The sequence below is a fragment of the Bradyrhizobium sp. USDA 4538 genome (assembly GCF_024171045.1).
Lineage (GTDB): Bacteria > Pseudomonadota > Alphaproteobacteria > Rhizobiales > Xanthobacteraceae > Bradyrhizobium > Bradyrhizobium australafricanum.
Window position 1 is genome coordinate 6,235,655 of the sequence record NZ_JALJZE010000001.1, and the last position, 12,966, is coordinate 6,248,620.

Annotated in this window: 10 protein-coding genes; 5 read left to right on the forward strand and 5 right to left on the reverse strand. The window is 60.6% G+C overall.

Annotation, left to right across the window (positions count from 1 at the left end; all coding sequences use genetic code 11):
• Positions 1-7 precede the first annotated feature (7 nt).
• Positions 8-1,750, forward strand: coding sequence for a nitrilase-related carbon-nitrogen hydrolase (locus J2R78_RS28250; RefSeq protein WP_253607650.1), 1,743 nt, complete (start codon positions 8-10; stop codon positions 1,748-1,750).
• Between the two features lie 310 nt (positions 1,751-2,060).
• Here the strand turns inward: J2R78_RS28250 and J2R78_RS28255 are convergent, their stop codons facing one another.
• The 4 genes from J2R78_RS28255 to J2R78_RS28270 all read right to left on the reverse strand — a co-directional run bounded on the left by J2R78_RS28255 (position 2,061) and on the right by J2R78_RS28270 (position 5,734).
• Positions 2,061-2,357, reverse strand: coding sequence for a hypothetical protein (locus tag J2R78_RS28255; RefSeq protein ID WP_253610084.1), 297 nt, complete (start codon positions 2,355-2,357; stop codon positions 2,061-2,063).
• A gap of 452 nt (positions 2,358-2,809) precedes the next feature.
• Positions 2,810-3,808: an SIS domain-containing protein gene (locus J2R78_RS28260; RefSeq protein WP_253607651.1), complete on the reverse strand. Its 999-nt coding sequence runs from the start codon at positions 3,806-3,808 to the stop codon at positions 2,810-2,812.
• 11 nt (positions 3,809-3,819) lie between these two features.
• Positions 3,820-4,776 carry an N-acetylmuramic acid 6-phosphate etherase gene (locus J2R78_RS28265; RefSeq protein ID WP_253607652.1) on the reverse strand — a complete coding sequence of 319 codons (957 nt, stop codon included), beginning with the start codon at positions 4,774-4,776 and terminating at the stop codon, positions 3,820-3,822.
• 31 nt (positions 4,777-4,807) lie between these two features.
• The gene (locus J2R78_RS28270; protein ID WP_253607653.1) at positions 4,808-5,734 is read right to left on the reverse strand and encodes a BadF/BadG/BcrA/BcrD ATPase family protein; all 927 of its coding nucleotides are present in this window, start codon (positions 5,732-5,734) and stop codon (positions 4,808-4,810) included.
• A 119-nt stretch (positions 5,735-5,853) separates the two neighbouring features.
• Between J2R78_RS28270 and nagA the strand changes: the two genes are divergently transcribed.
• The 4 genes from nagA (at position 5,854) to J2R78_RS28290 (ending at position 11,506) form a co-directional block, all read left to right on the forward strand.
• On the forward strand, positions 5,854-7,029 hold the full coding sequence (gene nagA, locus J2R78_RS28275) for an N-acetylglucosamine-6-phosphate deacetylase (protein ID WP_256558961.1): 1,176 nt from the start codon (positions 5,854-5,856) through the stop codon (positions 7,027-7,029).
• Positions 7,030-7,191 carry a hypothetical protein gene (locus tag J2R78_RS28280; RefSeq protein ID WP_253607655.1) on the forward strand — a complete coding sequence of 54 codons (162 nt, stop codon included), beginning with the start codon at positions 7,030-7,032 and terminating at the stop codon, positions 7,189-7,191. It begins immediately after the preceding gene.
• 301 nt (positions 7,192-7,492) lie between these two features.
• Complete coding sequence (locus J2R78_RS28285) at positions 7,493-7,918, forward strand: DUF4440 domain-containing protein (RefSeq protein WP_253607656.1); 426 nt, start codon at positions 7,493-7,495, stop codon at positions 7,916-7,918.
• A gap of 228 nt (positions 7,919-8,146) precedes the next feature.
• A complete protein-coding gene (locus J2R78_RS28290) occupies positions 8,147-11,506 on the forward strand; it encodes an AAA family ATPase (protein WP_253607657.1) in 3,360 nt (1,119 codons plus the stop codon).
• Positions 11,507-11,574: 68 nt separating this feature from the next.
• On the opposite strand, the gene J2R78_RS28295 is transcribed toward J2R78_RS28290, so the two are convergent.
• Positions 11,575-12,885, reverse strand: coding sequence for a patatin-like phospholipase family protein (locus tag J2R78_RS28295; protein WP_253607658.1), 1,311 nt, complete (start codon positions 12,883-12,885; stop codon positions 11,575-11,577).
• Between the last annotated feature and the right edge of the window lie 81 nt (positions 12,886-12,966).

Consider the following 12,966-nt stretch of genomic DNA (forward strand, 5'->3'; position numbering starts at 1 on the left):
TACATCAATGACGACACCCACGAGCTACCGCGCCGCAACGGTTCAGTTCGAGCCGACCATGTATGAGAAGGAGCGCAATATCGAGCGTCTGCTCAAGCTCTGCGCTGAGGCTGCGGCCGAGGGAGCGCGCCTGATCGTCACGCCCGAGATGGGGACGACGGGGTACTGCTGGTACGATCGCGACGAGGTCAAGCCGTTCGTCGAGACCGTGCCTGGCCCGTCGACCGACCGTTTCCAGCGGATTTGCGAGCAGCATGATTGCTACATCGTGCTCGGGATGCCCGAGGTCGATCCTGCGACCGAGCTCTACTACAATACGGCCGTCCTCATCGGACCGAACGGGATCGTCGGCCGGCATCGCAAATCGCATCCCTATATCGCCGAGCCCAAATGGGCGGCGAACGGCGACGTCGCGCATCAGGTCTTCGATACCGAGCTCGGTCGGATCGGAATGCTTGTGTGCATGGATCTGCACTTTTTCGAGACCGCACGCATCGAGGCGGTCGCGGGCGCCGACGTGATCTGCCACATCTCGAACTGGCTGCAGGAGCGCACGCCTGCGCCTTACTGGATCAATCGGGCATTCGAGAACTCATGCTACGTGATCGAGGCAAACCGTTGGGGATTGGAGCGTACGGTACAGTTCTCGGGCGGTAGCTGCATCATCGAGCCGGATGGTCGCGTCGCGGTGTCGATCGATAGCGGGGACGGCATCGCTTATGCGCAGGTCGATCTGGGCAAGTCGCGCAAGCGGGAAGTGCTCGGTGAGAAGGTGTTCGAGAAACGGCGCCCGGAGCTCTACCCGGAGCTGATGACCAACAGTTTTACCTGGAATCCGGGAGACTTTTTCAAGCTCTACGGCTACCAGCCCATTCCGAAGGGGAAGCTGTCGCAGCTCGCGGTCGTGCAATTTTCGCCGGCAGACGATGTTGCTGCAAACCTGGCGACCATCGAGCATCGCGCCCGCGATCTTGTCGCAGCTGCCCAACCCGACATGATCGTGTTTCCTGAGTTGTCATTGACCGGGTTGACCGATCCGGCCGCGCGCGCCGAGGGAGTGGAGGGGCCCGCCGTCAAGGCGTTGATCAGGATCGCCATGAAGCTGCGAACGTATATCGTTGCCGGTCTTGCCGAGCGCGATGGCGATGGCATCTACAACGCGGCGGTCCTTGCGGGGCCCGAGGGCCTCGCCGGGAGCTATCGCAAGATCCACCTCGGCAACGCCGATATGGGATGGGCGACGGCGGGCGACAGATGGAAGGTCTTTGATCTCGCGTTGGGCCGGGTCGGCATCGCCATCGGCCACGACGCCCTCTATCCCGAGGCCATCCGCTCCCTGGCGCTTCGCGGATGCGATATCGTCGCTTGCCCGTCGGCGATCGCGGGCGTCTTCACCGGATCGCACGCGGGGACTGCCATCCCGCACAACTATCCGATCCCGAAAGGCGCCGATCCCTATCATTGGCATGCGTTCCGCACGCGCGGCGGCGAGAACAACGTCTATCTGGCGTTCGCGAACGTGTTCGATCCTCCGCGCGGCTTCCTGGGGGCGAGTGCGGTGTTTGGTCCGGACAATTTCGTCTTCCCGCGGCAGGAAACCGCGATCCTCGATCAGGAAGAGGGCGCCGTCGCCACCATCGATACGAGCAATCTCGATACGCCGTATCCGACCAATATCGTGCGACGGAAGGATCTCGTTGTGATGCGCTTACCACATCACTACTTGCCACTTGTGACGTGGCACCAGTAGCAAAGTGGGAATGATCCTTTCGATTTCCTGCGACAGATGTCGCTTTCGCTCGACGGAAGCCCGAGGTCTGTCAACATTCCTCTGCGTAAAGCTCCGCTCGCCATGCACGCTCACGTCCCAATCTCAGGCGTTAGCTGTTGAAGAACTGTTGGCACTAGACGTCTCCCTAACTGATCCAGCGCCGATAGTGCGCTGTTGCGCCCGTGCTCCAGCGTGACGTCGTGACACTCGTGCTCGAAGTGGGTGCCTTGACGAGCGGGAACGGCGTCGCGGGCCAACGCGACGCCGTCGTCTACATCGAGGGCCGTGGCTAGAACTTAACCGTAACGCCGCCGTAGACGGTCGATTCAGTGCAGGTGTTGGTGCTCTGGCCTGTAGCGGCGATCGTGCAAACGCCGGGTGCGGCGTTATGGTCGAGGCCGAACTTGTTCTGCCAGTAGCGATAGGCAACCCATTTGCGGATCCGGCTAGTTTTTCCAAATGCCCATTGGAATCGCTGAATATTCGAGCGGATTTTGATTCCGCAATTCTGAATTTGCTCAAGCTGCGCGTTGGTACTGAGAATCCAGGAGCTTACGGTAGCTTCGATTGCTCGCTTGGAAGCCAAGCATTTTCAGAAGCATCGCTCTGCCGGCAACCATGAGCTGACCTTGCATTTCGGCTGCGCAAAGAGCCACGATTTCGCTGTCTCTTGATCAGCGGCTTCTTCGAGGTGTGCCCGACTGGCGAGCGACAAAAGACGCCCGGTTCGCTCACCGTCTACCCAAACGATCTGTCTCACACCGTCGGATAATTGTTGCGCTCGAGCCTGCGCGCGAACGAAAAGTGCACGTATCTGGTGCGGTTTCTGGTGCGGTCGTCGCGCTACGGGCAACGAGAACCGAGTAAGATATTGCTCCTCTTGGTGGGTCCGGCAGGACTCGAACCTGCAACCAGACCGTTATGAGCGGCAGAATAGCGATCAGCTTCGTCGCCTTTGCCGCGCATTCGGTCGCTTCTGCTCGCGTTTGTTACGTTTTGATGATGTCGCTCCCGCTTTGGTCGCCAGCCAGCGATCAGTCAAAACGTCTCGGTAATCTTGCTCAGGCGAGGGGGACGATCCGGGTCAAATCCGCGCGCGCATGCCGCCTGCTCGATCATCCGGTAGGCCGGAACGAGCATGGTGATCGGGTCGGTGGCGGGGTCATCCTCGACCAACCAAGGCAGCGAGCCATGCGGTCCGCCGCAGAGATGCAGCGCGATCTTTTGCTCACGCAATTCCTCTGCCAGTGCGTCCACCGTGGCCGCCGTTTCATCCATGAGGCGCAGCATGACAACTGGCGTGCGCGACGATAGCGCGGCACGTGGCCCATGCTGCAGCTCGGCGGCGCTCAGTCCGATGGAGGGCAGGCGCATGATTTCCGAAAGCTTGAGCGCGATCTCCCTCGCCGAGCCCAGGCCCAGGCCCCGAGCCGCCACAAACACAGCTGATGCCTTGACGAGATCATCGGCAATCTCCGACCAGTCGAGCGCCAGCGCGCGGTGCAGGCGCTCGGGCAGCCGGTCGAGGGCTGACCGCAGCGCACGATCTTGCGCCAGCTCGGCAACCAGTCCGGCACTGGCGGCCATCGAGCCGATCACGGTCTTCGTGGCCGCTACGGAGTGTTCTTGGCCGGCTTCGATCGGAACGACGAATTCCGCTTCGTCAGCCACCGGCGACGACGTCGCATTGACGATGGCAATCGTGCGTGCGCCCGAGGCTCGTGCCGACCTGGTCGCTGCGACGAGATCCGGGCTGCGCCCCGATTGCGAGATTACGATGAACAGCGCATCGCGGAGCATCAAGGGTGTGCGAAATGCCGTGATCACCGAGGGAGCACTTGCTGAAACGGGAAGGCGAAGCCGCGTCTCGACAAGATATCTCAAGAAAACCCCGGCATGCCCGGAGCTTCCCCGACCACACACGACGCACAAAGGGGCGGAGTCAATCCCAATCCGCTGTGCGATGTCGCGCAAGGCGGGTCGGCTGCGAACAATGTTAGCGACAACATCCGCGCTTTCCCCGATTTCGCTCGCCATCGCGGATGTCGTCACGGCTCAACCACTCCGCCTCGGCCGCGTCCCGCCGCTCCCTTTGGGAGTCGGTCACGATGCGAGTCACGATTCTTGGCAAGCTCGACAAACACTTGCCGAAGGTTGCCGTCACAGTTCTCCAGAACGGTCTCCGCATCAACCCTGTCGACACCGAGCGCCAGAAGGACTGCAATCTTGATGTCTCCCTCGGCCTGCTCGAGCGAGCGTGCCGCGTGCGACGGATTACAGCGCGCAATTTGCGCCACCATGGCCTCGGCGCGCCGCTTCAGCTTGGCATTGGTCGGCGGCATGTTCACCATCATGCCGCGATATACCCGGCCAAGGCGCAGCATGATCCCCGAGGAGATCAGGTTGAGCACGACCTTCTGCGCGGTGCCCGCCTTCATCCGCGTGGAGCCGGCGATCAGCTCTCGGCCGGTCTCGACCAGGATCGGAAACTTTGCCAATGCCAGCAGTGCGGTGCCGGGATTGTTGGCGACACCAATCGTTACTGCATCGAAAGACCCTGCCCGCTGCAGCGCCGCGACCGTGAACGGCGTTGTGCCGCTGGCGGCTACCGCAATCACCACGTCGTGCGGCGTGAGTCGTGCGGCGCTGATCTGCGTGACTGCATCATCGACATCGTCCTCCGCGCCCTCGATGCTGGTGACGAACGCGCTGTCACCGCCGGCAACGACGAAGCGAACGCGCTCGCGGGGCCAAGCGAAGGTCGGCGTCAGCTCGGCGCCGTCCTGGACCGCCACGCGGCCTGACGTGCCCGCGCCGACATATACAATGCGTCCGCGGTCGCCCAGCACCGTCTTGGCCGCTTCGGCTGCCGCGGTGATCGCGGGAAGGGCATGGCCGATCGCGGCGACCGCCGCAAGCTGGCCCTCCCACATCGCTTCCATCGCTGACGTCAGCGACCATGCATCAAGGTCGGTAAATCTGGGATCGACTTCTTCGGTGGCCATATCGGTGATCCAAGCACCATCAAACGCGGAACTACGAAGCCTGTTCATGGTCAGCTTCTCTCTTGGGCGGGTCCAGCTTGCGCAGGTCGAGCCGCCCTCGGGCCACAAGCAGCGCGCCGGCCGCTGCGTCGGCGTCAGGACGCCTCAGGCGAGCGCGCAGGTCAGGCGTTAGCCAGGGCGTAATCGCATCCGCGAGCCCGCCCACCAGCGCGAGCCGGTCAATTCCTTTAGCCAGGAACAGATCAAGCAGATCGCCAATGGCATCGGCCGCGCGTTCGACAATGCGGCGGCCGACCGGATCGCCCTGATTGGCATGCCGCATCACGGTCGGCGCGAACGCGGCGTAGTCGGTGGCCCGAGCTTCTTCAGACCACGCCACGGCCTGATAAGGATCTTGATCGAATGCGCCCAGCACCTCTGCAAGCAATGGTGTCAGCTCGCCGCGGCGATCCGCGGCCCGCAGCGCCAGTCGAACGACCTGCAGGCCAATGTCGGCGCCGCTGCCTTCGTCCGAGACTGGGAAGCCGTAACCGGCGATGCGGATCTCGCTGCCGCCAATCAGGCCGACACCCACCGAGCCCGTGCCGGCCACCACGATGGCCCCGTCCGCGCCGCTATGGGCGCCGAGACAGGCAGCTAGGCCATCGCTGATGAAGATAACGGACGCAAAGGGATGCGGGATCTCTTTGAGCGCCGCTTCCGCGCCCCGGCGACCAATGCCGGCGAGGCCAATTCCGGCGTGCATCCGCGCGAAATCCTCGCGCGTCAGTTCGGACTGTGCGGCCGCCGCTTCGGTGGCCTCCATGATGGACCGCCAGGCCCTGTCGAAGCCAATCCGGGTCGTGGCAGGCCCCGAGCTCGCTTCACCGAGTACCCTGCCGTTTTCGTCCTCGATCCGGGCGCGGCAGCGGGTTCCGCCCCCATCGATGCCGAGATAGGTGGTACCTTTTGTTTCCATGAGAAGTTAACGCAAGGATTTAGCTCCGGGTCCCTGAAGCCCGTTGTGTACATATAGGGACCTGTACAGCACGGGACTCGCCTCACGAGTCCGTGATTGCCATTCTCGGATCAGCACTTATGGGCCAAGCTGGGTCTTCCGTGGTTTTCTCGATTGCTGCGCAGCACATCTTTGACGGTGCCGACATGCGCGGGCCGGGGTTGGTCAGGATATCGCAGGGGCGGATCGAAGGCATTACCGAGGAAGCGCGCGCCTCGATCCACCTTCCCCGAGATGCGATACTTGCACCCGGATTCGTCGATGTTCAGGTGAACGGAGGCGGCGGCGTTCTTCTCAACGACCAGCCAACGGAGGCCGGCGTTCGCCGCATCGTCGAGGCGCACCGCAAGGCCGGCACCACGGGCTGTTTGCCAACCCTCATCACCGATCGAAGCGAGGTCATCCAACGATTGGCTGTAGCAGCTCAGGCGTGCCTCGAAATTCCTGGCGTGCTCGGCTTTCATCTGGAAGGTCCGGCCCTCAACAGGTCTCGCAAGGGCATTCATCCGGAAGCCGAGATACGCGTGCCCGATCGGCGCGATCTCGCCGCCATCAAAAGCTTCGGGGACCGCGGTCGCTCCATGGTGACCTTGGCCCCGGAATGCGTGTCCGCGTCCATGATCGATGAATTGATCGGCGCCGGATTGCGTATCGCGGCCGGCCACAGCGACGCCACCGCAGCCGAAATCGGGCAGGCAGTCGATCGCGGTGTCTCGGGGGTGACCCATCTGTTCAATGCCATGTCGCAGTTGAACGCCCGAGAGCCGGGCTTGGTGGGCGCCGCGCTGGGAGATGACCGGTTGTTTGCAGGGATCATCTGCGACGGCATCCACGTTGACCGCGCCGGCTTGCGTGTTGCCTTGCGCTGCAAGGGACGCGATCGATTGATGCTGGTTACCGATGCCATGCCATTGGCGGGCACGAGCGACCGGAAATTCCTGCTACAGGGAAGGGAGATCACGTTGCACGACAATCGCCTGACTGACCGGGATGGCACGCTCGCGGGCGCTCACCTCACCATGATCGAGGCGGTGCGCAACGCTGTTGCGCTCATCGGAATCTCCCTTGTCGATGCTCTTATCATGGCTTCCCGGACGCCCGCGGCATTTCTAGGCCTTGGGTCCGAGCTTGGACGGATCGCGCCCGGATACCGCGCGGATCTTGTCGCCTTTAATCCGAACTTTGAGGTCGTCGGTACATGGATAGGCGGTGTTGGTTCGATGGGCGAGGCGAACAAGGCCTCCGAGCGAGGTTAGATGCGCAACCAGCCCATCGTCGTGCAGAAATATGGTGGTGCCTGCCTTGAAACACCGGCGAAGGTTCGCGCGGTTGCGCGCAGTCTCGCCGACCTGCACGGCAGTGCGAAAGGCACCTCTGACCGGGAAAAATGCGCCTTGTCCCTTCATCCTTCCAAGTAAGCTGTTGCAATCGCAGCAAATGCGAACGCCCTCCGAGCGCACCATAATTCCAGAGCGGGGATACGACGTCGCTATTGGCTTCACACCGGCCGAGCATCCGGCTTGAGAATTGGTGAGAAATTGCGCGAAGTCACTTGCTACCATAAGGCGCGCGTTGCGCTGGTTAGTCAATGTTGCTGACGGTAATTCCCCGGAATTGCTGGCGCGCCAAACCCGGTCTGGGATGCCTCATTCAACGCATCCGGTTCTTGTCAAGTCAACGTCCGCCCTGCATTCGCATCGAACATATTTGGAGATGATCATGCGTAGCATAGCCTTGATGATTGCATTCGTGATCTCGTTTACCGCACCGGCGTTAGCTCAAAAAGCCGAGATCGAGGCCATCAATGCGAAATGGATTGAATTGTTCAACAAGGGCGACTTCTCGGGAGTTGCGTCACTCTACAGCACGGATGCGACCGCATTCCCGCCAGGTACCGCGATGGTTCACGGCCGATCAGCCATCGAGGCAATGTGGAAAAGCATGGCGGAACAAGTTGGCGATCCGAAGCTCGCAACCCTTGACGTTAAGCCCCTTGGCCCAACCGCGGCGCGCGAGATTGGGACGTTCGCCCTCAAGACCAAGGGACCGACACCGAAGGATGTGACTGGAAAGTATGTCGTGGTTTGGGAGAAGGTCGGCGATGATTGGAAGCTGACCACCGACATCTGGAACGAGGGCAACTAGGCAACTCTGTTCATTGCTGTGCTTCGCGCTTACGTTGAGTTGGCTATTGCACGGTCGAAGGCGCGCGCGATCGGGGCCCCATGGCATCGCTTGGCAGCGCCCAGCTTTCGCCGGAGCCAATGTGTTAAACTGGCTGAGATGTCTCGCGATCGGTGCTTCCATTTGCAGATGTGCCTTCGCAGGTCTCTGCAATGTGCTACCCTTATCCCTATTGGCCATAGGTATACCATGACAGGTATTGCAGAGTGGCTGGCATCGATCGGTTTGGGAGAGTACGCCGATCGTTTCGCAGAGAACGCTATCGACCTCTCGGTCGTCGGCGATCTCACGGAGCAGGACCTCAAGGACCTCGGCGTCCTGCTTGGGCACCGGCGCAAGATGCTGCGCGCGATTGCGGCACTTGAGGATGATGTCGCTGTATCGGACCAAGCGGCTGCCAAACCAGCGCCGCGAGACGGCGCCGAGCGGCGCCAAATCACGGTCATGTTTTGTGATCTGGTGGGCTCGTCCGCACTTTCGGCCCGGCTGGACCCGGAGGACTTGCGCTCGATAATCGGCGACTATCACGCCTGCATCGCTGAGGTTATCGCCCGGAGTGAGGGCGTTATCGCGCGCTACATGGGGGATGGCGTGCTTGCCTATTTCGGCTACCCCCTGGCGCACGAGGACGATGCCGAGCAGGCGACACGCGCGGGGCTGTCACTGGTCGATGCCGTGGCCAATCTTCAGACAGATATCGGCACCAAGCTGCAGGTTCGCGTTGGCATCGCTACCGGTATGGTCGTCGTGGGCGATCTGATCGGCGAAGGCGCCGCCAAGGAGCAGGCGGTGATCGGTGAGACACCGAATCTGGCTGCTCGTCTGCAGCAGTTCGCCGAGCCCGGTACGGTGCTGATCTCCGAGAGTACGCGCCAGCTCACCGAAGGATATTTCGAGTACTGCGATCTTGGCTCCATCGCGCTGAAAGGATGGGCGGAGCCAATACCTGCCTGGCAGGTGCTCGGGACGACTGGAGTCGAAAGCCGCTTTGAGGCTCAGCACAGGACTCGATTGACGCCCTTGATCGGGCGAGACGAGGAGATCGAGCTGCTGTTGCGGCGCTGGCAGCACGCCTCTTCGGGCGAAGGTTGCGTAGTGGTTCTAACTGGAGAGCCAGGTATCGGTAAGTCGCACATCGCGCTGGCGCTTCAAGAGCGGCTCCAAGCCGAACCACACATTACGGTCCGCCATTTCTGCTCGGCGCACCATACCAACAGTGCGTTGTATCCGTTCATCGACAATCTCGAACGTGCTGCCCGGTTCGAAAGAGGCGAAGCGCCGACGGAGAAGTTTGCCAAGCTTGAAGCTCTGCTGTTGCGGTCTGGCGCCGACGCAGATCGTGTGGTGCCGGCTCTAGCAAACCTTCTGTCGCTACCGGTCAGTGACCGCTACCAGCTGCCCGAGCTCAGTCCGCAGAAACGCAAGGAGATGACGTTGGCGGCATTCTCGGCTCAGCTCGAAGCGTTGGCGGCGCGGCAGCCAGTGTTCATCATCTTTGAGGATGCCCATTGGTCGGACCCGACTTCGATGGAGCTGCTCACGATTACACTGGAAAAGGTACCACGACTCCGAGTGCTGCTGCTCATCACCGCGAGACCAGAGTTCACGCCGCCCTGGCCTGGTCATGCACATGTGACGACCGTCTCGCTTACACGTCTGAACCGGCGCAACGGGGCGGCCTTGATCGAGCGCGTCACGGCAGGCAAGACGCTCCCGGAGGAGGTCTTGGACCAAATCCTCGCTCGCACCGACGGCGTGCCCCTGTTCGTCGAGGAACTGACCAAGGCGGTGCTCGAAACCGGCTTGCTGCAGGAGCGAGACGACCATTACGTGGTCAGCGGTCCGCTACCCTCGTTGGCGATTCCAACGACATTGAACGCATCGCTGATGGCTAGGCTCGACCGATTGGCCCCCGTGAAGGAAGTTGCTCAGATCGGCGCCGTTGTGGGGCGCGAGTTCTCGTACGAACTGCTGAGCGTGGTCGCCAAGCTGCCAAGGCAACGGCTTGAGGAGGCGCTTGCCCAGTTGGTTCAGGCGGAGTTGATATTCTGCCGAGGCGAGATACCCCGGGCGGTCTACACCTTCAAGCATGCGCTCGTGCGGGACGCTGCCGAAGCGGGACTTCTGAAGAGCCGACGTGCAGCGCTGCATGCCGCCGTCGCCAACGCTTTCGAGCAACGATTCCCGGAAATTGTGGAGTCTCAACCCGAGACTCTCGCACTCCACCTTACCGAGGCGGGATTGTTCGAAAAGGCGGGAGAATATTGGCTCCAGGCAGGCAAGAAAGCGGCCATGCGCTCCGCCAACCTCGAAGCAATCGCACACTTGCGCAAAGGCATTGAGGTCTCGGCCCATTTGGCCGACGGTGCACTTAAGGACCGGCTGGAGCTTGATTTCCAGTACGCGCTCGGGCCCTGCCTCATTGCCACCCAGGGGCCGGCCTCGCCCCAGGCGGTGGCGACCTTTGCGCGAGCGCGCGAGCTGTGCCAGCGGCTCGGAGATCCCCCCGAGCGACTACAAATCATGTTTTGGTTGACCACCGCGAGCGTCATTCGCGGCGAGTTGCCGGTCGCCGAGGAAATGATCTCGGTGTTGCTCGATCTTGCGGAGGGTCGGGGTGATCGACCAACGTTGCTCAACGCGATGCGTGGGCAAGGGATGATACGCCTTTTCATGGGAAATCTCGTAGGTGCCCAGGAGGTGATCGAACGGGCCTTCGAAGCGTTCGAAGCGAGCAGCGAGCATGATAGATTGGCGGCGCGTGCTGCCGGCCAGGATGCGGGTGTGGCCGACCTGGCTCTGATGTCATGGGCGCTCTGGCTGCAGGGCCGTGCTGATACGGCACTCGCGCGTGTAAATGCCGCCCTTCAGCGTGCCGACGTCATCAGTCATCCGCATTCGCAGGCCTATGGATGCTATTATGCATCCATTCTCCACGCTCTTCGGGGTGACTTCCGAAAGGCACACCGTTATGCTGATCGTTGTCTCGCCTTGTCGGAAGAACTCGGATTCCGGCAGTGGCGAGGATTGGCTCGCGCCATCCGGGGGATAAGCGCCACCTTCCTTGATCCTTCGTCCGCTGCGCTCGAGGAAATCCGCGCGGCGATGAACGAATATCGCGGCGCGGGCTATCAGCTTGGCATCACAGCCCTGTATGTGCTCCTGAGTGCCGCTTTGTTGTCGAGCCATCAAAGCGAAGCCGCGCTCGAACTGATTGAGCAGGGTCTCGCTACAACCGGCCGCAATAGCGAACGGATATTTGAGGCCGAGCTGTGTCGATTGAAAGCGCGCGTATTGCTCGTCCGCGATGCACCGGAGGCCAGCACCGATGCACGATCACTGCTCGATCACGCATTGACAACTGCGAAAAGTCAGCGCGCCAAGGCCCTTGAACTTCGAGTAGCAGTAGACCTCGCCAACTTGTGGATCGATCAGGGCAGAACCAGCGAAGCGCTCGACCAGCTCGTGCCCATCTACGGCTGGTTCGTCGAGGGTCTTGAAACGCAGGATCTGAAGCAGGCAAAGGCATTACTCGACCGACTGCAGTAATTGCGCCTCGACTGCGGATATTGGAGCTTGGCTCAGCAGGTCGGCCTCAAGGCTGCTTTACCTTGCCGTTACGCAGCCCGCCTTCGACATTCGTGATATGCCTCCTTAACCTCTCGCCATCCCGCCTCATCGCTTTCCGCAGGATTCTCATTTATGAAATGTGGCCCGTCATGCGGCGGACGTTTTCCGTCTTCGTAGTATGCCTTGATTGCTTGTTCAGCAGCGATCCTTCCCAACTGTCTCCCGCTGTCCAGATTGCTGTGGTTCCATTTGAAACTGATGTGCCCCGGCACATGAATCTCGACGATTGTGCCCTTCCACGGATGCTCTCCGGATTTTGGCTTGTCGTACCGCACGTGGTATTTGAAGAGCTTGACATCATCTTCGCCAACGGTCGCTGCGAACAATTGGCAGAGATTGGCCAGGGCATCGTGAAGGTTTTCCGGTTTGCGGACTTGCTTTGAATCGACGATCCTGCTCACCCATATCTCGTCCAGCTCATCGCCCGGCTTATGATGCTCCTGGAGCAAGCTCTCGAAGTTGACCGTATCGACCAGTGCTCCTTCGCAGTAGGTAACTCCGTCGATCTCTACGGTTTCTTCGACGAAGGGAAGGGCTGAACACGCACATAAGCTGGATGCGCTGATAGGCACTTTGTACTCTTTCCCGTCGACCTTCTTGTTCTCATCGACCTTCTTGGGCATTGGGCGGTTGGAAAACAACGCGAGTTTATGCTCATCGAGATTCCAGGCGTTGTGGAATATGAATGGCTTTTCGGGTCTTCCCAGCGCGTCGAAATTTATGCTCTTCATAAACTGGCTGTGTGGATAGTTGATCCTGGAGAGGCCGGTGACTTGGGACAGATACATCATTGACGTGAGATAACGAACGAAAGGATTTGGGGCCAGCACCTGATTAAGAACCCATCTGTTTACGTCTCCCTCATCCGGGCTCGTGAACTTCTTCCCACCGTCCGTGTCGGGCTGTTGAGCGAACCAGAGCGACATGGATTCCCTGAAGGCATTCGCGACCCTGTTTGGGTCCCACAAATCCTTATAGGTATTGGGATCTGCGACGAAGTTGGTCAGAGCCTTGCCGATGCTTTCCCAATCCGGGCCGAACACCGTGTTTATGGGAAAGCGCCTATAGCTTTCGTCGTCCCGAAACACGCCATTCTTGAAGAATTGATGGGTCTGTTTCGCCCTGTCTTTATTGTCAACGTTGTCAAACTGATTGTAGACGATCCCAACCCAGGCGCCGATGCAGGACAATGCCCACACGTCAAAGGTTACACCTGCGTTGGCAAGAGCTTCCAGAACTCCAATGTGCAGCCCTGCCGCCGGACCACCACCGCCGAGCGTAATCGCCCTCTTCACCATTGGTTCCTCCATCAAATTTTTTGCATGGCTTATTCTCTGATCAAGTTTCTGAACCGCGTAAAACTAAAAGACTGGTCGTTT

Bases quoted from the DNA above. Each gene is read 5' to 3' on its own strand.
- nagA (WP_256558961.1), top strand. From the start codon at position 5,854: ATGGGCCAAGCTGGGTCTTCCGTGGTTTTCTCGATTGCTGCGCAGCAC.
- J2R78_RS28290 (WP_253607657.1), top strand. From the start codon at position 8,147: ATGACAGGTATTGCAGAGTGGCTGGCATCGATCGGTTTGGGAGAGTAC.
- J2R78_RS28280 (WP_253607655.1), top strand. From the start codon at position 7,030: ATGCGCAACCAGCCCATCGTCGTGCAGAAATATGGTGGTGCCTGCCTT.
- J2R78_RS28265 (WP_253607652.1), bottom strand. From the start codon at position 4,776: ATGGCCACCGAAGAAGTCGATCCCAGATTTACCGACCTTGATGCATGG.
- J2R78_RS28270 (WP_253607653.1), bottom strand. From the start codon at position 5,734: ATGGAAACAAAAGGTACCACCTATCTCGGCATCGATGGGGGCGGAACC.
- J2R78_RS28250 (WP_253607650.1), top strand. From the start codon at position 8: ATGACGACACCCACGAGCTACCGCGCCGCAACGGTTCAGTTCGAGCCG.
- J2R78_RS28285 (WP_253607656.1), top strand. From the start codon at position 7,493: ATGCGTAGCATAGCCTTGATGATTGCATTCGTGATCTCGTTTACCGCA.
- J2R78_RS28295 (WP_253607658.1), bottom strand. From the start codon at position 12,885: ATGGTGAAGAGGGCGATTACGCTCGGCGGTGGTGGTCCGGCGGCAGGG.
- J2R78_RS28260 (WP_253607651.1), bottom strand. From the start codon at position 3,808: ATGGCGAGCGAAATCGGGGAAAGCGCGGATGTTGTCGCTAACATTGTT.